The sequence below is a fragment of the Micromonospora sp. NPDC051924 genome (assembly GCF_055586005.1).
In genome coordinates, this window is record NZ_JBVJJA010000032.1 from 1 (window position 1) to 19,524 (window position 19,524).

Below are 19,524 nucleotides of genomic sequence, written 5' to 3' on the forward strand. Positions count from 1 at the left end.
CCCCCCCCCCCCCCCCCCCCCCCCCCCCCCCCCCCCCCCCCCCCCCCCCCCCCCCCCCCCCCCCCCCCCCCCCCCCCCCCCCCCCCCCCCGACCGGGGAGGAGGAACCGCCCACGTGGTCCGGTACCTCATCACGCGCCTGGGCCAGGCCCTCGTCGTCGTCGTGATCGTTACGGTGATCGCGTTCCTCATCCTGCACCTGCTGCCCGGGGGCGCGGCACGGGCCACTCTCGGCAAGGAGGCGACGCTGGAGCAGTTGGCGGCGTTCAACCACGAGATGGGCTACGACCGATCCTGGCTCCAGCAGTACGGCATGTACGTGCAACGCCTGGTGCACGGCGATCTCGGCTACTCGTACCAGCTCAACCAGTCGGTCGTCGAGGCGATCAGCCAGCGGCTGCCGAAGACCATGGTGCTGTCGCTGCTGTCGACCCTGCTCGCCATCGTGCTGGCGATCCCGCTCGGCGTGATCCAGGCGGTACGCCGCAACCGGTGGCCCGACTACGCCATCACCTCGCTGTCGCTGCTGGCGTACGCCACGCCCATCTTCTTCATGGGCCTCATGATGATCATCCTGTTCTCGCAGGTCTGGCCGATCCTGCCGCCGGAGGCGCCGCAGGGGTTCACGGTGGCGGAGGTGCTCGCCGATCCGGCCGGGCTGGTCCTGCCCACCGTCACGCTCGCCATCGTCACCATCGCGGTCTACTCGCGGTACGTCCGCTCCGCCATGGTCGACAACCTCAACGAGAACTACGTCCGCACCGCCCGCAGTAAGGGGCTCTCCGAGCGGCGGGTCCTGCTGCGGCACACTCTGCGCAACGGGTTGTTCCCGGTCATCGCGCTGCTCGGGATGTACCTGCCGGCACTGTTCAGCGGGGCGTTGGTCGTCGAGTCGTTGTTCAACTTTCCCGGCATGGGGCAGCTGTTCTGGCAGGCGGCGTTGAAGCGTGACTTCCCGATCCTGCTCGGGGTCACCGTCATCATCTCGATCGCGACGGTCGTCGGCGCGCTGGTCGCCGACCTGCTCTACGCCGCCGTCGATCCCCGGGTCCGACTGCGTGGAGGCGAGTCATGAGCACACTCTCCGAGGCGGTCCGCCCCGGCACCGCCCCCGACCAGCCGGCCGACGCGGCCGACGCGCCGGTACGCGGCCTCTGGCGGCAGGGGCTGGTCGTCTTCTGCGAGAACCGGCTCGCCCTGGTCGGCCTGGGCCTGTTCGTCCTGCTGGCCGGGATCTGCTTCCTCGGCCCACTCTTCTACCACACCGACCAGGTGCACACGGATCTCACCGCCGTGCACCTGGCGCCGGGCGAGAAGGGGCATCCGCTCGGCACCGACGGGGTCGGCTACGACCAGCTGGGGCGGCTCATGCTCGGCGGCCAGACCTCGATCATCGTCGGGCTCGCGGCCGGGATCCTCGCCACCGCACTGGGCACGCTCTGGGGCGCCGTCGCCGGGTTCGTCGGCGGGTGGGTGGACGCGGCGATGATGCGGGTGGTCGACGCGATGATGTCGATCCCGTCGCTGTTCCTCTTCATGCTGCTCGCCGCCATCGTCACCCCGAGCGTGCCGATGCTCATCGTCATCATCGGCGCCTTCGCCTGGCTGGGACCGGCCCGCCTGGTCCGGGGTGAGGCGCTGACCCTGCGCTCCCGCGAATACGTCCAGGCCATGCGGGGAATGGGCGGCACCGGCGGCCGTGCCGTGCGCCGGCACATCGTGCCGAACGCCATCGGCACCGTGATCGTCAACGCGACCTTCCAGGTCGCCGACGCGATCCTCTACGTCGCGTACCTGTCCTTCCTCGGCCTCGGCGTCCCGCCGCCGGCGGCGAACTGGGGCGGGATGCTCTCCGACGGCCTGGCGGACACCTACAGCGGCCACTGGTGGCTGCTGTACCCGCCGGGAATCGCCATCATCCTCATCGTCCTCGCCTTCAACTTCATCGGCGACGGGCTGAGGGACGCCTTCGAGGTCCGCCTCCGGCGACGCTGAGCAGGAGCAGAAGAATGAGCGAATCGACCGTCCAGCCCCTGCTGGAACTGCGCGATCTCGACACCGACATCGCGCTGCGCCGCGGTACGGTGCACGCCCTCGACGGGGTAAGCCTCCAGGTCATGCCGGGGGAGACCCTCGGCGTCGTGGGCGAGTCGGGCAGCGGCAAGACGATGACGGCGCTGTCGATCATGGGCCTGCTGCCGGCCGGCGGCCGGTTGTCCGGGGGACAGATCCTCTTCGAGGGCCGCGACCTGCGCTCGCTGCCCGCCGACGCGGTACGCCGGGTCCGTGGTGTTCGGATGGGCATGGTCTTCCAGGACCCGCTCACCTCGCTCAACCCGACCATGCGGATCGGGGTCCAGGTCGCCGAACCGCTCCGGGTGCACGAGGGAGTCGGCCGGGCGGAGGCCCGCGAGCGGACCATCGAGATGCTGCGCCGGGTCGGGATGCCGCGCCCGGACCGGATCGTCGACAACTATCCGCACGAGTTGTCCGGCGGGATGCGGCAGCGGGTCGCCATCGCGATGGCACTGGTCTGCTCCCCGCGCCTGCTCATCGCCGACGAGCCGACCACGGCCCTCGACGTCACCACCCAGCGGCAGATCCTCGAACTCATCGACGACCTGCGGGAAGAGTTCGGGATGGCGGTCATCCTGGTCACCCATGACCTTGGCGTGATCGCCGGCCGCGCCGACCGGGTCGCCGTCATGTACGCCGGACGCGTGGTGGAGACCGCCGCGACCGAGCAGCTGTTCCGCTCACCCCGGCACCGCTACACCGAGGCGCTGTTGGAGGCGCTCCCCGAGTCGGCGATCCGGGAGACCGGGGCACACGCCCGGCTCTACAGCATCCCGGGACTGCCGCCGGACCTGTCCCGGCCGCTGACCGGCTGCCGGTTCGCGCCCCGCTGTCGGCACGTCACCGACGAGTGCCGCAGCGGCGAGATCGCCCTCTCGGCCGGCGAGCACCCGCACGCCTGCCTGCACCCGGTGCCGACCACGCCCGCCGCACCGGTCACCCGGTCGACCCCGGTACGAATCGAGCCCACGCCGGAGCAGGCCGGCCCGACGGCCGCACCCGGCGAGCCGGCGGCCACCCCGGTCCTGTCGGTGCGGGCGCTGGTCAAGAACTACGCGGCGCAGGGCCGAGGGCTGCTGCGCCCGAGCGCCGGGCAGGTGAGCGCCGTGGCGGGCGTCTCGTTCGACGTCGGCCCCGGGGAGACCTTCGGGCTGGTCGGCGAGTCCGGCTGCGGCAAGTCCACCGTGGGCCGGCTGGCCGTCGGGCTGGAGCGGCCGACCGCCGGGCAGATCATGTTGGACGGTACGGACCTCGCCGGCCTGGCCGGGCGGGAGCGCCGCCGCATGCACCGGCAGGTCCAACTGATGTTCCAGGACAGCTACGCCGCGATGAACCCGCGGATGCGCGTCGACGCCATCCTAGCCGAACCGCTCGAGATCCAGAGGGTGAGCGACGGGTCCGCGCGGCGGGCCCGGATCGCCACCCTGCTCGACCAGGTGGGGCTGTCGCGGCGGGTCCTGGAGCGCTACCCCCACGAGTTCTCCGGCGGCCAGTTGCAGCGCATCGGGCTCGCCCGGTCGCTGGCCCTGCAACCCCGGCTGATCGTCGGCGACGAGCCGGTGAGCGCGCTGGACGTGTCGATCCAGGCGCAGGTCCTCAACCTCATGCGGGACCTGCAGCGCGAACTCGGCCTGGCGTACGTGTTCATCAGCCACGACCTGTCGGTCGTCGACTACATGGCGGACCGGATCGGCGTCATGTACCTCGGCAAGCTCGTCGAGGTCGGGCCCGCCCGGGACGTGGTCCGGGCCGCGCGGCATCCGTACACGCAGGCGCTCATCGACGCCGTCCCCTCCATCACGCCGAACGCCGCGACCGCTCGCGACGGCGTCACCATCCGGGGCGAGCTGCCCAGCGCGCTGAACCCGCCCACCGGGTGCCGGTTCCGGACCCGCTGCCCCCTCGCGCAGGAGATCTGCGGGACGGAGCCGCCGCTGGCCGGTGACGGGCACCAGGTGGCCTGCCACTTCCCGCTGCGTCCCGAGTCGAGCGCGGCGTCCGCCCGGGCCGGGGCGGCCGCGTGACCACGGTCGAGATCTGCGTGAGCGACGTGCCGACCGCCCTGGTGGCCGAGGCGGCCGGGGCCGACCGGCTGGAGCTCTGCGCCGACCTCGGCCAGGGCGGCACCACCCCCAGCCTGGGAACGGTGGCGGTCGCCCTGCGGACGTTGCGCCGGGTGGGGGTACGGGTCATGGTCCGTCCCCGGGGCGGCGACTTCCGGGTGACCGGGATCGAGGAGCGGGTCATGCTCGCCGACATCGGGGCCGTCCGCGGCCTGCCCAACCCGCACGGTCTCGAGGTCGGGGTGGTGGTCGGTGCCCTCACCGCCGACGGCGGCCTCGACCTGCCCGTGCTGCGGCGTCTGATCAACGCGGCGGGGCCGCTGCCGGTGACCGTGCACAAGGCCTTCGACGAGGTCGGTGACCAGCTACGGGCAGTCGAGGAGATCATCGACCTCGGGGCCGACGCGGTGCTCACCTCGGGCGCGGCGCCCACCGCGCTGGCCGGCGCCGTCCGGATCGCGGCGCTGCGGCGGCGGGCCGGCGACCGGTTGCGGGTCATCGCCGGCGGCGGCGTCCGGTCGCACAACGTCGGCCAGGTGCTCGCGGAGACCGGGGCGCGGGAGGTGCACCTGCGGGCACCGGTGCAGCGCGACGGACGCGAGGCGACCGACGGCGACGAGGTACGCCGGGTCGTCGCCGTCATGCGCGCCCGCTGACGGGTCGCTCCCTCAGCGCCCGTCCCGGGCCGGAACCACGCCGCGGCCGGTCAGGTCACCCTGCGTGCCGAGCGGCGTGGGCGGGCGTCAGCGGAGCGAGGCGTACGCCAGCGGCAACGGAGTGGACTGGCCCGCCCACGTACCGGTCAGCCGATCGCCCGGCAGACTGGTGTGCGCACCGACCCGTCGGACCACGGCCAGCTCGACCGGCCCGCAGACGATCCGGGTCACGTCGTCGTCCTCGACCCGGTCGATCGATCGGATCCGGGGGACGCCGGCCTCCTGTGGGCGGTCGGCGGTGATCACCATGCTCGGGGCCCGGCTCTCGCGTCGGCCGTCCACCTCGAAGTACTCCTCGGCCTGTCTGGCGCCGGCGAGGACGGCGCCGGCCAGGGCGGCGGCGTACACCGGGTCGCCGCAGGCGTCGTACACCCAGCGCCGGCCCAGCACCGAGTGCTCGCAGGTGCCGACGAGCCACGGCTCGGCACCGTCCAGCGATCCACCCCGATAGGTCAGCGGCACCTGGAGGATCGGCCCGGACCCGGCCCGTACGAGGATGGTCTCGATCCCGACCTCACCGGCCGGGTCGTCGAACCGGTACGCCGCGACCCGCTCGACGTCGGCGCCAGCCTCTCCCTCGAACCAGGGGCGGCCGGGCAGCCAGGCGGCCAGGAGTTCCAGTTTCGTGGGACGCAGTTCCGCCCGGTGCAGCAAAGCCATCCACGGATCATAGGGACCGCCGAACCGGGCGGCGGCACCGCGGTCGGCCGGGCAGGCAGAAAGGACGCGGCCGCTGCCGGCGACCGCGTCCTCGCTGTCTCGGGGTCAGGCGATCGGCAGGTTGTAGAAGGTCAGCAGGCCGCTGCCGGTCGCGTTGACGATCCAGGGGCCGGTCCGCAGATGACTGAGGTAACTCACGCCGGTCGCTTCGTCGGCCGGGGCGGAGAGGGTCAGCTTCAGCCGGCCGCCGGCGAGGTACCCGACCTCCGTCACGGTGACCGTGGTCCCGTTGACCCGGAAGTCGGCCGCCGAACCCGGCTCGACCGTCAGCGGGTCGTCGCTGCGCAACTGGATGGTGATCTCCGTGCGCTCGGCGTTCGAGAACGTCGCGGTGCTCGGGTTCGGCGGGGCGACCCCTTCGCCGGGTCCGTGGTAAAGGTCGCGTGCCACCACCGCGAACGTGTGGTCGCCCATCTCCCGATAGCCCTGCTCCCAGGCGTAGTGGCAGCCGTCGTGTCCGGAGAGGCCGTTGGTCGACAGCAAAGTCACGCCGAGCGTGTCGCCCATCTGCCGCTGCGCCTCGCGCAGCGCGCCGGTGGTGCTGTTGCTACAGGGCGACGTGCGCACCTGGTAGACGAAGTACCGGGTCCCCTCGGCGACATCGGCTCCCAGCTCGGCTCGCCAGTCGTCGAGCAGCGTGGTGAAGCCGGTGACGTGTACGGCGGCGTTGTCGTTGTCGGACTCGCCCTGGTACCAGAGCAGCCCGCGGACGTCGCCCAGCACCCCGGCGCCCACCAGGCGTTGGCGCAGCCGGCCATAGTTGGTGCTGATGTCGTCCGGGTCTGCGTCGTTGCGCTGGAAGAATGAGATCGGCCGGCCGCCGTGCGCGCCGTTGACGATGGCCACCGGCACCTGGTAGGTGTCCGTGATGCGCCGGGCCATCCGGATGCCCCACTGCCCGATCGAGCCGGGCTGGTTGGTGACCTCGCTGCCGGCGTAGTTCCAGTGCCGGTCCGCCGCCGACAGGACGGGATCCGCGGTGGGAGACCCGTAGCTGCGGATGAACGGCGACTCCTCGCTGGCGGAGGAGCCCTTGTAGGTGGCCGACACGGCGTTGGACTGGCCCTGGATGACGAACACGTCGCCGGCCACGATGCCTTCCCAGACGCCCACTGTGCGGGTCACCTGGGCGCCCAGCGCGCGTAGCTCGAGCCGGTACTCACGCAGTGCGGCGTCGATGCGGGGGCGGAACGCGAAGTCGCGCCGGTCGGTGACCTCGGCCGTGTAGGTCCACTCGTCGTCGCCGCTGGTGACCTGGAGCTGAACCGCCTTGACGCGCGGATCGGTGATCATGCCGGACACCGGCACGGTGGCGCCGTTCGCGGCGTCCCGGGGGTACAACTGACGGTCCTGCGGGTGCTGGTCCAGGGTCAGCACCGAGGGTCGGGCGTATACGGTCAGCCGCCGTTGGGTGAACGTGCCGGCGTTGCCGGCGAACGTCCAGTCCGGATGACCGGTCGGCGCGGCGCCGATGCCGAGGGAGAGCGCCGCTCCGCTCGACGTGAAGGTGTTGACCGCCAGAACCGTGCGCGGCGCGACCGGCGAGGGGCGGCCGGCCCCGACCTGGTGCACCTGGAAGGATCCGTATCCGCCGGAGGAGTTCACGGTGTCGTCGGCGTCGTAGAGCGCGGACGAGGCGCCGGAGATCTGCCGGGACGAGCCCGCGCTGTAGGTGTTGGGCCACATCTCCAGGTAGCCGGCCAGGCCGGTCCCCGCGCTCACGCCGGGAACGTTGGAGGCGACGTCCAGGTCGTTGACCCGCTGGCGGGTGATCTCGCCGGTGCGGGTCGGCAGCCCGAGCCGGTGTGCGTCCGTGGTGAACGGCTCCATGGCCGTCCAGACCCACTGCGGTCCCGCCGGCCCGTCCAGCTCGAGGCAGTAGCCGACCCGGTCGAAGCCGGCAGCCACCGTGTCGGTGCGGTCGAAGGTGTACGGCGGCGTCTGGTTGAGCCACCTCGCCTGGGTCGGGAGATCGAGCGAGAGGACGGGGGTGAAATCGCTCGCGCCGTCGACGTCCGCGGAGCAGGCCGTGTCATCGACCGCCTCGTTGACGGTGGGCGTGGGGCTGACGGCGGCCGCAGGCCCGGACACCACCGCGATCGACGACAGTAGGAGCAGGCCGGCCGTGGCGAGAGCGACGCCGGGCCGTTGCGGCGCCGCGTCGCGGAGCCTGAGGGAGAAGTGTGGACGGGGCATGACTCGTACCTCCAGCAAGGTCGTAGTTCGCGTCCGCCGGAACGACGTGCCCATGCCTACCAACGGACATTCACGAACTGCAATCTCCGTGCGGTGAGTGGTCGGATCGCCGCGACGGGGGCGCACTGAGGGGCGACGAGCGGGAGATCCGTGGTCGGGCCGACTCCGACACGACGCTCGGGAGTCTTTACACGCCCTGCCTTCTCCTGACATGCTGAACAACGTCGATCGCCGAAGATATATTCGATATATCGAAGATACCTAGATGTAGGTGGTCCCGATCTCGTAGCTGGGGCCCGGCGCCGATCGGGGGTGTGCACCCCGCCGGACGGGGTGCGCAGGGCTGCCGGCTGCGAGCCATCGGGCGGGACGGGGTGCCGAGACCGATGGGAGAACAGGCGTGAACAGCACTGCCATGGCGAACCGGCTCCCGGCGGAGCCGCTGTTGGCGGCCAAGCTGGCCCGGCGACGGTTCCTGACGGTCACCGGGGCCGCGGCCGCGCTGGCCCTGGGCGCGAAGCTGCCCGCCACCGCGGCGAGCACCGAGCGTCCGCGCGACTACCCGTTCACCCTCGGCGTCGCGTCCGGCGACCCGCTGCCGGACGGAGTGGTGATCTGGACGCGTCTCGCCCCGGAGCCGCTGGACCCGTTCGGCGGCATGCCGTACGACAAGATGGTCCCCGTCCTCTGGGAGGTGGCCGAGGACGACCGGTTCCGCAGGGTGGTCCGCCGCGGCGTCGCCAACGCCGACCCGGAGTACGCGCACTCCGTCCACGTCGACGTCCGGGGCCTGCGACCGTCGGCCGAGTACTTCTACCGCTTCATGGTCGGGGCGGACGTCTCGCCGGTGGGACGCACCAGGACCGCGCCCGCCGCCGGCGCGTCACTGGCCACCCTGAACTTCGCCTTCGCTTCCTGCCAGCATCGCGTCGTGGGCTACTACACCGCCTACCAGCACATGTGCCAGGAGGACCTGGACGTCGTCCTCCATCTCGGGGACTACATCTACGAGGGCCCCGACCAGGGGACGCTCGGCCGGGGGCACGCTCCGGCCCGTTTCCTCGAGACCCTGGACGACTACCGGATCCGGTTCGCGCAGTACAAGACCGACCCCGACCTGCAGGCCGCCCACGCCGCCTTCCCGTGGATCGTGACCCTCGACGACCACGAGGTCCTCAGCAACTGGGCGGGGGAGTACTCGTACTACTACCCGCAGGAGAGCATCGAGCAGTTCCTCGTGCGCCGCGCCAACGCCTTCCGGGCGTACTGGGAGCACATGCCGATGCGGCTCACCCAGCTGCCCCAGGGCCCGGACATGCCCTTGTACCGCCGATTCACCTACGGCGACATGGCGCAGTTCAACGTGCTCGACACCCGCCAGTACCGCAGCGACCAGGCCAACAACGACGGCAACGACCCGCCGAACGAGCAGACCCGCGACCCCAACCGCACCATGCTCGGCGCCGCCCAGGAAATGTGGCTGCTGGACGGGCTCTCGACCTCCCCGACCACCTGGAACGTGCTCGCGCAGCAGGTCTTCTTCTCCCAGCTCGACCTGGACCCCGACGACGCGAAGGAGCTGTACGTCATGGACCAGTGGGACGGCTACGAGGCGAACCGGAACCGGATCGTGAACTTCCTGCAGGAACGACAGGTGCGCAACCCGGTCGTGCTCACCGGCGACATCCACGCCAACAACGCCTGCGACGTGAAGGCCAACTTCGACGACCCGGACTCGGCGACCGTCGCCGTCGAGTTGGTCGGCACGTCGATCAGCAGCTCCGGCGACGGCTCGGACACCGATCCGGCCCGCGACGCGCTGGCCAGCCAGCTCCCGCACATCAAGTACTACAACGTCCAGCGCGGATACGTCCGCTGCACCCTGACGCCCCAGCAGTGGCGGACCGACTTCAAGGTCCTTCCCTACGTCAGCCGGCCGGGAGCGCCGATCCGTACCGACGCCACCCTCGTCGTCGAGAACGGGCGGCCCGGGCTGCAGTTCGGATGACCGGGGTGCCGTGGTGTCCCCGCTCGCATGAAGGAGGTTGACCTCGTGCCGGACTCCACCGTCATGGCGACCGTCAAGGCCGCGGCCGCGGCCCTGCTCGTCGCCGTGCCACTGGCGGGAATCGCCCTCTACGACCGCGCCGGGGCGAAGCCCGGAGGCGAGCAGGAGCGGGTGGCCACCCTGGCCGTGACGCCCCAGCAGCTGGACCTGCTGCCCCGCCCGTGCCTGCCGGCCACGCTGACCGTCGGCTTCCACAACCCGTCCTCCGGGCCGTCCTACGCCACCGCCTTCATCCGCCCCGACGCGCCGCTGCAGGTCTCCCGGGACACCATCACGACGTACGTGCCGGCCGACCACGACGTCACGGTGCCGGTCCAGGTCCTCGTTCCTCGCCAGACGCCGCCCGGTGAGTACACGGTGCGGCTGGAGGCCGGACATGAGCGCCTCGCGGTCCCGGTGGTGGTGTCGAGACCGCCGAGCGACCCCGCTCGCAACCTCGCCCTCGGTCAGGAGACCGCCGCCTCGTCGACCAACGGCCTGCTGGCGCCGTGCGGTGCAGTCGACGGCAACCGGACCTATACCGTGGAGGGCTACCACCGGCCGGCCACCGCGTGGGCGGACGCCACGCCCGGCGAGTTCCCTGACCAGATCGAGACGACGTTGGCGGAGCCGGCCCGTATCGGCCGGGTCGACCTCTACACCCACGCGCAACGGCAGTTCGCGCTGCGGGACTGGGACGTCCAGGCGCTGACCAGCGCCGGGTGGCAGACGGTCGCGCAGGTCCGGGGACACTGGGCCGGCCTGTACAGCGCCCGGTTCGAGCCGGTCACCGCGACCGCCGTACGCATCGTCATGCTCGCCACCAACGGCTACGCCTACTCCACCGTCGTCGAACTCGAGGTCTACGAGGGTTAGCCACCGATCAGTCGAGGCAGAACTCGTTGCCCTCGGGGTCGGCCATCACGAGGTGACCGGCGCCGAGCGGGGGAGCGGGCTCGTGACGCCTGAGCCGGGTGGCGCCGTGGGAGACGAGCCGTTCGGCCTCCACCTCCAGGGCCGCCATCCGCGCGTCGCCCGTGAGCCCGGGGGCGGCTCGCACGTCGAGGTGCACCCGGTTCTTGGCGTGCTTGCGCTCCGGCACCCGTTGGAAGAACAGCCGCGGCCCGGAGCCCTCCGGGTCGACCACCGCCGAGGCGTCGTTGCGGCGCTCGGGCGGCACGCCCATCGCCTCCAGCGCCTGCTCCCATGACGCGAAGCCGGCGGGCGGGTCCTGCAGCCGGTAGCCGAGCGCCTCGGCCCAGAAGGCCGCCAACCCGGCCGGGTCGGCGCAGTCGAAAGTGATCTGGACGTCGCGGGCCATCTCAGCTCGCCTCCTATCGGGTCTGCGGGTGGGTGTGCAGGTGGAGGTCGCGGAGCAGGCACACCTCGGCCAGATGATGGATCAGTTCGCGGTTGATGTGCAGCACCAACGCGGCCATTGGACGCTGGGCGTACGGTCCCTCCGCCGCCCCACACGGGCGGGCGAGGTCGGTTTCGCCGAGGGACTCGACCCCGGCAAGCCACGCGGCGTACTCCGTGTCGAGCTGGTCCAGCGCCGCGGTCGCGGTCGCGGCGTACTCGAAGGACCGGTAGTCGGTGGGCGGGCGACCGAAGTGCGCCACGTTGCGCATGCCGAGCACGCCGACGATCACATGTCCGAGTCGCCAGGCGATCGTCGTGAACGGTGGCGGGTCGGGGACCGGCATCGCGAAGTCGATGGTCATCGCGTCGGACCCGGCCTGCACCTGTGCGGTGCCGGTGCCGCGCGGGCGCACGTTCCAGCAACCGGGCACCGGTTCCCAGAAGTACTCGTCGTCGGTGAGCCCGTCGAGGCGATCGCGCAGCTGGCTCGTCCAGAGTGCCAGGCGAGCTGGTCGCGGAGCAGGAGGTTCCAGGTCTGGTCGGTCATGGTGCCAGCCTTCCGCGGATAGCGGACAGGATCGTTCCGTGATCCGTGCGACGATGGGCCGGTGACCGTCGAGGCGACGACCGAGCGGGTGCTGCGGTTGCTGGCGCTGCTGCAACGGCGGGCGTCCTGGACCGCCGCCGAGCTCGCGGCCGAGCTGCGGGTGACCGACCGCTCGGTGCGCCGCGACGTGGAGCGGCTGCGCACGCTCGGCTACCCCGTGCACGCCACGGCGGGCGTCGGCGGCGGCTACCAGCTCGGTGCGGGCACCCGGCTGCCGCCGCTGCTCCTCGACGACGAGGAGGCGATCGCGGTGGCGGTCTCCCTGCGGCTGGCGTCGGGCGGCACGGTCGCCGGGGCGGGCGAGGCGGCCCTGCGCGCGCTCGCGAAGCTCGACCAGGTGATGCCGTCCCGGCTGCGCGCCGCGGTACGGGCGGTGCACGGCGCCACCGAGACCCTCGTCGACCCCGGGATCGAGATCGACCCGGAGCTGCTGGTGACCCTCGCGCGAGCCTGTCGCGACGCCGTACGGGTGCGCTTCCGGTACGCCGGCCGCGACGGCGGGGAGCGCGAACGTACGGTCGAGCCGGTGCGGATGGTCACCACCGGCCGCCGCTGGTACCTGATGGCGTGGGATGTCGACCGCGACGACTGGCGCACCTTCCGGCTGGACCGGATGCACGAGCTGGTGGCGACGACGTGGCGCTTCCGGGTGCGGGAGCATCCGGACCCGGTCGCCTACGTGCAGCGGTCTGTGACGGAGTCGCCGTACCGGTACCTCGCCCGGGTGCGGGTGCACGCCCGGCCCGACCGGGTGCGGGAGTTGGTGCCGCCCCAGGTGGGGCGCGTCGAGGACGACCGCGACGGGTGGTGCGTGCTCGTCGTCGGCGGGGAGAACGTGGACTGGCTCGCCGTGCAGGTGGCCCGGCTGGGCTTCGAGGCGGAGGTGCTGGAGCCGCCGGAGCTGCAGGCGGCCGCCGCCCGGCTCGCCCGCCGCCTCGCGACGATGGCCGGAGCCGGCTGACGGAGCCGGTCGGTCCCTGCCCTGCATCCGCGCTCGCCTGCCGGACGTGCGGGGCAGCGGCGTTCCCGGAGATCAGCGATCATCGACGGTGACGAGTCTGCTTCCCGCCCGGTGGAAGGGAGAGGCTGGTGATGGGCGACGTCGAGACGGTGATGCGGGAGCTTCTCCTCCCGGAGACGGCGCGGGAGGCGCTGGTGTCGCTGGCCGGCGTCAGTGGTCCGCCGGCAACGACGCTGCCCGCGCCGAGCCGGACGGATGTCCTGCTCGGCAGGCTCGGCCTGGCCGAGGTGGACCGTCGGGAGATGGCCGCCGCCCGGCCGGCCCCGGACCGGCATCCGGCCCTGTGGTGGCTGCTCACCCGGTGCCGAGCCCAGCTGGTACGACGAATGGGAGAGCCGGGACCGTTTCCGCCCTGGCCGCGGCTCCCGCCCGACCTCGGGCCGACCGCCCGTTACCTGTATCCGTGGGTGTTCGTGGCGACGCTGCCCGCGGTCCGCCGCTACCACCGGAGCCGGGGTGTGCCACCGGACCTGTCGTGGCGGATCCTCTCCGCGCTCGGCACCCAGATGGCCTACCACCGCGCCGTGCACGGGCAGGGCGGGCTGCACACCGACAAGTGGCTGACCGTGCACTTCAGAGGCGCCATCTACGCCCTCGGCCGGCTGCATGTCGAGCGGCAGCGGATCTGGTTCGACGCCGGCGCGGCGGGCGAGCTCGGGGACGACTTTCCGCGCCGAGGTGAACCGTCGCTCGGCCTGCACATCCCGGCCGGAACCCTGTCCCCGGCGTCGGTCGACGACGCCCTCGTCCGGGCCCGCGACTTCTTTCCCCGAAACTTCCCCGAGGAACCGTGTCGCTTCGCCACCTGCGTGAGCTGGCTGCTCGACGAGCAGTTGACGGAGTACCTGCCGGCGGAGTCGAACATCCTGCGGTTCCAGCGCCGGTTCCGGCTGCTGCCGTCGTCCGGCGCCGACGACTCCGCCACGATGGTGCAGTTCGTCTTCAACAGACCGCTGTCGGAACTCGACCGGCTACCCCGCGACACGACGCTCCAGCGGGCAGTGATCGACCACATCCGGGCGGGTCGGGTGTGGACGTTCCGCACGGGCTGGTTCCCCCTGCAGACGGGCACGTGGGAGGGCTGATCGGACCGCCGGGCGAGCCTTGATTCGTGACCGCCGTCACCCCTACTATCTTCGATAGAGCGATCATGTCTCTCAAATGCTGTAGATAGCTCCACCTCGCACGGGCAGCGGATCACCGGCATGCAGGACAGGAGTCGACATGAGACAACACGAGCTGGCAGCGGCCATCAGCCGTCGACGCTTCCTCGCCCTGGCCGGGGCGCTGGGCGGGGCGGCCGCGCTCGGTGGCTGCGGTGGCAGCGGCGGCGGTTCCTCATCGAGCAAGGTCACCTACTGGGTTCCGCCCAACGCGGAACTGTCCCGGATGCAGGCCTTCCTCGACAACGTCAAGGCCGGCTACCAGAAGGCGCACTCCGGCACCGCGCTGGACAACGTGGTGGTGCCGTGGGAGGACGCGCTGACGAAGTACACCGCCGCCTTCTCCGGTGGCAACCCGCCCGACGTGACCTACCAGATCATTCCCTGGATGAACAAGTGGCGCAGCACCGGCGTGCTCGCCGACTTCCGCGCCTTGGACAAGGGATTCACCGACAAGTTCCTCGACGGGGTCAACCCGGACTACGTCAAGGCCGCCGAAGGACCCAAGGGCGAACTGCTCGGCCTGCCTTACGTCGGCGGCTACTGGGTGCTCGCCCTCAACGAGGCGGTGTGGGAGAAGGCCGGCAAGCCGACCCTGCCGAAGACCTACGACGACCTGATCCCCTTCGCCCAGGCGATGACCTTCGACAAGAACGGCCGGAAGCTGGGGGAGAGCGGATACGACGCCCGCAACGTCGAGACCTACGGCATGTGCTGGGCGCCCTCACCGCCCATCCAGGAGAACTACCTCTGGCATTACTTCTGGAGTTTCGGCTCGGACTACATCTCCGCCGACGGGATGGACATCGGCTTCAACGACGACGCGGGCCGCGCGGCCCTGCGCCACATGAAGGCGATGCTCGACTCCGGCGCCGCCACCCCACCCAACCTCTACTCCGAGGACGTGCGGTGGCAGGCCGCGGTGATGTCGGGCAAGGCGGCGATGGCCTGGTCCGAAGGGTTCACCGCGGAGTACGCCAAGCAGTACCCGCAGCTGCGGATCAAGGTCCTCGACCCGCCGTCCGGGCCGGGCGGGCAGTACATCGTCGGCGCCTGCGGCTTCCTCTCCGTCTCCGCGAAGGCCAGGAACCGGAGCGGCGCGCTCGACCTCGTCAAGTACCTGGTCGACGACAAGCCGCTGCAGGACTTCAACAAGCTCATCCTGGCCAAGCCGGTACGCCCCCAGCCGAACAACTACTACGACGGCCTCGACGACCCGCGCATGACCGCGTTCATGAACGCGGCGGCCGGCCTGTCGAAGTACGTCAAGATCACGCGCATTCTGCCCTACCAGCCGCAGGAGTACCTCGTCGGGAAGATCAACGACTTCCTGCTCGGCCGGCAGAGCATGGACGCCATGATCGACGAGGCCTCGAAGCAGATCAAGCAGATGGCGAAGGCGGCCAAGTGAGCGCGATGCCCCCGCGGAGGCGCCCTGGACGCCGGCCAGACGACCGGCGATGAGCGTCAACGTCCCAGACCGAACGCTGGCCCCCGCCGACGTCCCCGCCGGGGCTCCGAGCGCTCCGGTCCCGAGCCGGCGTCCCAGGTCGGTGCGGCTGCGCCGTAGCCTCACCGACCTGGCTCAGGCGGTGCCCTTCCTGGTCCCGAAGGCCGTCGTCTTCGCGTTCTTCGTGCTCGCGCCGTTCGGCTACACGGTCGTGCTGACCTTCCAGCGCGGCTCGCTGCTGAGCGGCCTCAGCTTCGCCGGCCTGGAGAACTACCGCACCGTCTTCACCGACGGCCTGTTCCGCCAGACGCTGCTGAACACGGCCCTGTTCATGCTCATCTGCGTCCCGCTGACCATCGTGGTGACCATGCTGGTCGGGCTCCTGTTGGCCAGCTCGATCCGCGGGATGAGCGCCTACCGGACCCTCATCTACCTGCCCTCGCTGCTGTCCGTCGTGGCCACCGGTCTGATCTGGAAGATCATGGTCGACTCCGAGTACGGCCCGCTGAACGCGCTCTTCTCCCGGGCGCTCAACATCGACGTGCCGTGGTTGACCGACGGCACCGTCGCCATGGTCTTTCTCGCGCTGATCACGCTCTGGAGCACCTGCGGCTTCTACTCGGTCATCTTCATGGCCGGCTTCAACAACATCCCGACCGCCGTGCTGGAGGCCGCGCGCATCGACGGCGCGTCCGGCTGGCGGCTGTTCACCGCGATCAAGCTGCCGCTGGTACGGCCGGTGCTGCAGTTGGTGCTCATCCTCGTCACCATCAACAGCATCCAGGTGTTCGACCTGGTCTTCGTCCTGACCAACGGCGGTCCGGGCACCGCCACCTACACCGCCATGTGGTACATCTACCAGAGCGCCTTCAACGGCGGCTCGCTGTCGTACGCCGCCACGATGAGCATCATCCTGCTGCTCGTCACCGCGGTCATCTCCGCCGTCTTCATCGGCCGTACCCGATCGGATGGTGCCGACTATGAGTGAGGCGCCGCCGCGCCGGCGTCGCCGGCGACCCCTCGGTGTCGTGGTCGGCACCCACGCCGGCGCGGTCCTGGCCGTGCTGCTGTGCGCGACTCCGATCCTGCTGGTCGCCCTGGCGTCCGTACGCTCCAGCGTGTTCTCCGACTTCTCGCTGGCCGCGGAGAACTGGACGACGGCCAACTACAGCGCCCTGCTCGGCGACCCGCTGGTGCTGCGCTGGATCATGAACAGCCTGATGGTCGGCGCCCTGGTCACCGTGCTCACCGTGGCGGTCGACGTGCTGGCCGCGTTCGCCTTCGCCAAGCTGCCGTTTCCCGGCCGGCCCGCCGCCTTCGGGCTGCTCCTGGCCACCCTGATGCTGCCGGTGTCGGTGACCCTGCTGCCCACCTACCTGATCGCCAACCGGCTGCACCTGGTCGACACCTACGCGGGACTGATCGTGCCGGCCATTGCCGGTCCGTTCGGGGTCTACCTGTTGCGTCAGTTCATCCTCAAGATCCCCGACTCGCTGATGGACGCGGCCCGCATCGACGGCGCTTCACAGTTCCGTGTCTTCCGCAGCGTGGTGTTGCCGCTGTGCCTGCAGCCGATGGCCGTCCTCGCCATCTTCGTCTTCGTGGCCAACTGGAACAGCTTCCTCTGGCCGCTGTTGATGGCCCAGTCGGACGACATGAAGACGATCACCGTCGGCATGGCCACCAGCAACACGCAGTTCTCCCAGAACGTCAACGGGATCACCGCGATGGCGATGTTCAGCCTGCTGCCGATGGCGATCCTGTTCCTGGCGTTCCAGCGCTACTTCATCCGCGGCGTGCTCGCCGGGGCGTTCAAGGGCTGACGTCGATTCCGACCGTCGTGGGTCCGGCGGGAGCGGGGCGGCCGGCGAAGCAGTCGGCGACGGTGTGCCGGATGCGGCGTGGCCGGTCGGGAACGAAGATGTCGATGGCCGCCACCGCCGCACCCCCGCTGTCGCTCAGGTCCCACCCCGTCGGCTCCTCGAAGCCGGGATTGGCCAGCGGGAAGCCGATGGATTCCAGGTGATCGAAGCCGATGTCGAGTCCCGGGTCGATGACCTCCCGGGCCACGCGCAGCCGCAGGGTGAGGGTGGCGGTCGCCTTGCCGGCGAGCGAGGTGGTGAGGTCGATCGGGCCCTGCAGGCTGTGCCCCTGAATCCACAGGTGCCACGGTTCGTCGTGGATGTCGCACCGCCACACGACCTCATCGTCGATGAGGACTTCCTTCACCACCCGGCCCGCCGGCGGGATGTTCGCCGCGAACTGGTCGAAGTGCCAGAACGACAGCTCGTAGCGCGCCGCCGTGGGGTCCGGGTGGATCACCTGGCTGGCCTGCGCCCAGGTGCCGGCCGGGACCGTGCGTTCGGACGGCAGGGCCAGGCTGAGCCGGCCGACGCCGTACATCGCCTTGTTGTCACTGGCGATCGTGGGCGCGTCGTCGAGCTGGGTGCCGTAGGCGATGACGCCCTCGATGACGTCCTCGGCCGCGCACGCGAGGCCCGTCGTCAACGCCCGGCGCACGTACGACTCCGTCGGCCCGAGGGGCGCGGCCAGGAACCGTCCGGCGTAGACGAGCAGCACCAGGTCCAGGCCGCGGGGGCGGGTCTTCGCGCGGATCCGGGTCAGGCAGCTGCGCAGCGAGTCGGCCGCCTGGGTGTTGTGGTTCGGGCCGTCGAGGTACGGATAGATCACGCCGTCGATGAACGGGGCGTACTTGTCGAGGAAGGCATCGTCGAGCGCCACCCGGTAGTAGACGCAGGTGAAGAAGCCGAGGTCCGGGTTGATCGCCTGCTGGGTGCGGCGGATCCGGGCCATGTAGTCGCGGGTGAAGAGGCGGGCGTTCACCTCGAACTCGAAGTCGTCGATCGCCCACCCGGTCAGGTTCGGGTACCGCAGGGACGCCTCGGCGACGGCCTGTGCCCACGCGACGTAGTCGGTGAGGTAGGGCCGCGAGGCGCGGCCGTTCTCGTCGGTCTCGGACGGGGGCACCAGGTACGGCCAGACGTCTATGCCGGCGTGCGCGGCCGCAGGTAGGAACTCCTCGCACAGGTCGTCCCAGTCGGTCGCGCTGTCCCACACGCCGTACAGGTAGGTGGTGACCCTCAGCTCACGCAGGCGCGCGATCAACGCGGGCGTGTCGATGTGCCGGTAGCCATCCGCCCGTGGCCGGCTCTCGCGGACCGCGGCGCCGACGGTGTTGCCGCCGACCAGGACGGCGCGGACCCCTCCGTCGGGCACCCAGGGGCGGGACCGGGTGGTCGAGCTCGACGACGGCATATGCCAGCTCCTCACGAGGCAGCCTCAGCGGCTGTCCGTACGGTATTTGGAACATGCGAATGCAATGCTGTAGATACGGTAGGGCGACGGTGGTCGTTCTGGCAACGGTCCCCATCCGGCCATCGGACGACGTCCCGGAACGGTGCGCGGAAGCTGGCGCGCCGTACGCTCAATACGACAACGGGCCGGTCGCGTCCGGCGGACATGGAGGAGCCCCGTATGGCGATGCCTGAGCAGGCGGACGCTGCGGAACGCGCACCGTCACCAGCCGTGGACCGCGCACTGACGGTCCTCGAACGACTGGTCGCCGCCGACGAGGAACTCACGCTCACCGCGCTGGCCAAGGCCACCCGGATCCCGCTCGCGACCTGCGCCAGCATCGCCTACACCCTGGAACGCCGCGGGTACGCGACCCGGCGCGTCGTCGGCCGCAGCCACTTCTGGCGGCCCACGCTGCGGCTGTACGGCCTGGCCAGCCAGCTCGTCCGGAAGGTCGACCTGTCCTCGGTGGCGCAGCCGGAGATGCGGGCGCTCGCCGACGAACTGAGCATGCCGGTCCACATCGGGGTGCTGGACGGGGCGAGCGTCGTCTACGTCGCCAAGGCGGCGACGGCCGGCTTCATCCAGTTCGACACGTACCCCGGCAAGGTCTCGCCGTTCAACCTGACGGCCCTCGGCCGGGCCATCGCGGCGTACCTGCCGGAGGACGAACTCGCGGCGTTGCTGCCCCGGCTGGGGGGGGGGGGGGGGGGGGGGGGGGGGGGGGGGGGGGGGGGGGGGGTCCGGCGAGAGGTGTACTCGGGTGGGCGCAACGAGTACGCGAGTCGC

Annotated in this window: 16 protein-coding genes and 1 pseudogene; 12 read left to right on the forward strand and 5 right to left on the reverse strand. The window is 71.1% G+C overall.

The annotated features are described in order from the left end of the window. The first annotated feature begins 114 nt into the window (after nucleotides 1–114). The 4 genes from ACZ6S5_RS23500 to ACZ6S5_RS23515 are packed head-to-tail and all read left to right on the forward strand — an operon-like array spanning nucleotide 115 to nucleotide 4,794. Nucleotides 115–1,074: an ABC transporter permease gene (locus tag ACZ6S5_RS23500; protein WP_466003706.1), complete on the forward strand. Its 960-nt coding sequence runs from the start codon at nucleotides 115–117 to the stop codon at nucleotides 1,072–1,074. Beyond that, nucleotides 1,071–1,994, forward strand: coding sequence for an ABC transporter permease (locus ACZ6S5_RS23505; protein WP_466003708.1), 924 nt, complete (start codon nucleotides 1,071–1,073; stop codon nucleotides 1,992–1,994). Before ACZ6S5_RS23500 ends, ACZ6S5_RS23505 begins: the two co-directional genes overlap by 4 nt. A 14-nt stretch (nucleotides 1,995–2,008) precedes the next feature. Further along, on the forward strand, nucleotides 2,009–4,099 hold the full coding sequence (locus ACZ6S5_RS23510) for an ABC transporter ATP-binding protein (RefSeq protein ID WP_466003710.1): 2,091 nt from the start codon (nucleotides 2,009–2,011) through the stop codon (nucleotides 4,097–4,099). After that, nucleotides 4,096–4,794 carry a copper homeostasis protein CutC gene (locus tag ACZ6S5_RS23515; RefSeq protein WP_466003712.1) on the forward strand — a complete coding sequence of 233 codons (699 nt, stop codon included), beginning with the start codon at nucleotides 4,096–4,098 and terminating at the stop codon, nucleotides 4,792–4,794. The genes ACZ6S5_RS23510 and ACZ6S5_RS23515 overlap by 4 nt, the downstream gene beginning before the upstream one ends. An 87-nt stretch (nucleotides 4,795–4,881) precedes the next feature. On the opposite strand, the gene ACZ6S5_RS23520 is transcribed toward ACZ6S5_RS23515, so the two are convergent. Both ACZ6S5_RS23520 and ACZ6S5_RS23525 read right to left on the reverse strand, forming a co-directional pair. After that, entirely contained in the window at nucleotides 4,882–5,514 is a 633-nt protein-coding gene (locus ACZ6S5_RS23520) for a CG0192-related protein (protein ID WP_466003714.1), read from the reverse strand. 105 nt (nucleotides 5,515–5,619) lie between these two features. Further along, on the reverse strand, nucleotides 5,620–7,770 hold the full coding sequence (locus ACZ6S5_RS23525; protein WP_466003716.1) for a sialate O-acetylesterase: 2,151 nt from the start codon (nucleotides 7,768–7,770) through the stop codon (nucleotides 5,620–5,622). A 400-nt stretch (nucleotides 7,771–8,170) separates the two neighbouring features. On the opposite strand from ACZ6S5_RS23525, the gene ACZ6S5_RS23530 reads away from it, so the two are divergent. Both ACZ6S5_RS23530 and ACZ6S5_RS23535 read left to right on the forward strand, forming a co-directional pair. Further along, entirely contained in the window at nucleotides 8,171–9,778 is a 1,608-nt protein-coding gene (locus tag ACZ6S5_RS23530; protein WP_466003718.1) for an alkaline phosphatase D family protein, read from the forward strand. 27 nt (nucleotides 9,779–9,805) lie between these two features. Beyond that, nucleotides 9,806–10,693 carry a galactose-binding domain-containing protein gene (locus ACZ6S5_RS23535; protein ID WP_466003720.1) on the forward strand — a complete coding sequence of 296 codons (888 nt, stop codon included), beginning with the start codon at nucleotides 9,806–9,808 and terminating at the stop codon, nucleotides 10,691–10,693. Nucleotides 10,694–10,700: 7 nt separating this feature from the next. Here ACZ6S5_RS23535 and ACZ6S5_RS23540 read toward each other — a convergent pair whose 3' ends face one another. Both ACZ6S5_RS23540 and ACZ6S5_RS23545 read right to left on the reverse strand, forming a co-directional pair. Further along, nucleotides 10,701–11,138, reverse strand: a complete 438-nt coding sequence (locus tag ACZ6S5_RS23540; protein ID WP_466003722.1) for a VOC family protein — start codon at nucleotides 11,136–11,138, stop codon at nucleotides 10,701–10,703. A gap of 13 nt (nucleotides 11,139–11,151) precedes the next feature. Further along, a pseudogene (locus tag ACZ6S5_RS23545) lies at nucleotides 11,152–11,726 on the reverse strand (DinB family protein). Between the two features lie 61 nt (nucleotides 11,727–11,787). Here ACZ6S5_RS23545 and ACZ6S5_RS23550 point away from each other — a divergent pair. From ACZ6S5_RS23550 to ACZ6S5_RS23570, 5 genes are all read left to right on the forward strand, one after another. Then, nucleotides 11,788–12,747 (forward strand): helix-turn-helix transcriptional regulator, encoded by a 960-nt coding sequence (locus tag ACZ6S5_RS23550; protein ID WP_466003723.1) that lies wholly within the window; start codon nucleotides 11,788–11,790, stop codon nucleotides 12,745–12,747. Nucleotides 12,748–12,878: 131 nt separating this feature from the next. Beyond that, a complete protein-coding gene (locus tag ACZ6S5_RS23555; RefSeq protein WP_466003724.1) occupies nucleotides 12,879–13,892 on the forward strand; it encodes an acyltransferase domain-containing protein in 1,014 nt (337 codons plus the stop codon). 139 nt (nucleotides 13,893–14,031) lie between these two features. Further along, the gene (locus tag ACZ6S5_RS23560) at nucleotides 14,032–15,381 is read left to right on the forward strand and encodes an ABC transporter substrate-binding protein (RefSeq protein ID WP_466003725.1); all 1,350 of its coding nucleotides are present in this window, start codon (nucleotides 14,032–14,034) and stop codon (nucleotides 15,379–15,381) included. Nucleotides 15,382–15,430: 49 nt separating this feature from the next. Continuing rightward, on the forward strand, nucleotides 15,431–16,408 hold the full coding sequence (locus tag ACZ6S5_RS23565) for a carbohydrate ABC transporter permease (RefSeq protein WP_466003727.1): 978 nt from the start codon (nucleotides 15,431–15,433) through the stop codon (nucleotides 16,406–16,408). After that, complete coding sequence (locus tag ACZ6S5_RS23570) at nucleotides 16,401–17,243, forward strand: carbohydrate ABC transporter permease (RefSeq protein ID WP_466003729.1); 843 nt, start codon at nucleotides 16,401–16,403, stop codon at nucleotides 17,241–17,243. The genes ACZ6S5_RS23565 and ACZ6S5_RS23570 overlap by 8 nt, the downstream gene beginning before the upstream one ends. Here ACZ6S5_RS23570 and ACZ6S5_RS23575 read toward each other — a convergent pair. Next, the gene (locus ACZ6S5_RS23575; RefSeq protein WP_466003731.1) at nucleotides 17,233–18,696 is read right to left on the reverse strand and encodes a hypothetical protein; all 1,464 of its coding nucleotides are present in this window, start codon (nucleotides 18,694–18,696) and stop codon (nucleotides 17,233–17,235) included. The two genes, ACZ6S5_RS23570 and ACZ6S5_RS23575, sit on opposite strands and share 11 nt — an antisense overlap. Before the next feature lie 270 nt (nucleotides 18,697–18,966). Here ACZ6S5_RS23575 and ACZ6S5_RS23580 point away from each other — a divergent pair. After that, on the forward strand, nucleotides 18,967–19,524 hold a 558-nt coding region (locus ACZ6S5_RS23580; protein WP_466003732.1), incomplete at its 3' end, for an IclR family transcriptional regulator.

Coding starts and splice junctions, on each gene's coding strand:
- ACZ6S5_RS23505 (WP_466003708.1), top strand. CDS start 1,071: ATGAGCACACTCTCCGAGGCGGTCCGCCCCGGCACCGCCCCCGACCAG.
- ACZ6S5_RS23510 (WP_466003710.1), top strand. CDS start 2,009: ATGAGCGAATCGACCGTCCAGCCCCTGCTGGAACTGCGCGATCTCGAC.
- ACZ6S5_RS23520 (WP_466003714.1), bottom strand. CDS start 5,514: ATGGCTTTGCTGCACCGGGCGGAACTGCGTCCCACGAAACTGGAACTC.
- ACZ6S5_RS23525 (WP_466003716.1), bottom strand. CDS start 7,770: ATGCCCCGTCCACACTTCTCCCTCAGGCTCCGCGACGCGGCGCCGCAA.
- ACZ6S5_RS23535 (WP_466003720.1), top strand. CDS start 9,806: ATGAAGGAGGTTGACCTCGTGCCGGACTCCACCGTCATGGCGACCGTC.
- ACZ6S5_RS23540 (WP_466003722.1), bottom strand. CDS start 11,138: ATGGCCCGCGACGTCCAGATCACTTTCGACTGCGCCGACCCGGCCGGG.
- ACZ6S5_RS23555 (WP_466003724.1), top strand. CDS start 12,879: ATGGGCGACGTCGAGACGGTGATGCGGGAGCTTCTCCTCCCGGAGACG.
- ACZ6S5_RS23560 (WP_466003725.1), top strand. CDS start 14,032: ATGAGACAACACGAGCTGGCAGCGGCCATCAGCCGTCGACGCTTCCTC.
- ACZ6S5_RS23565 (WP_466003727.1), top strand. CDS start 15,431: ATGAGCGTCAACGTCCCAGACCGAACGCTGGCCCCCGCCGACGTCCCC.
- ACZ6S5_RS23570 (WP_466003729.1), top strand. CDS start 16,401: ATGAGTGAGGCGCCGCCGCGCCGGCGTCGCCGGCGACCCCTCGGTGTC.
- ACZ6S5_RS23575 (WP_466003731.1), bottom strand. CDS start 18,696: ATGCCGTCGTCGAGCTCGACCACCCGGTCCCGCCCCTGGGTGCCCGAC.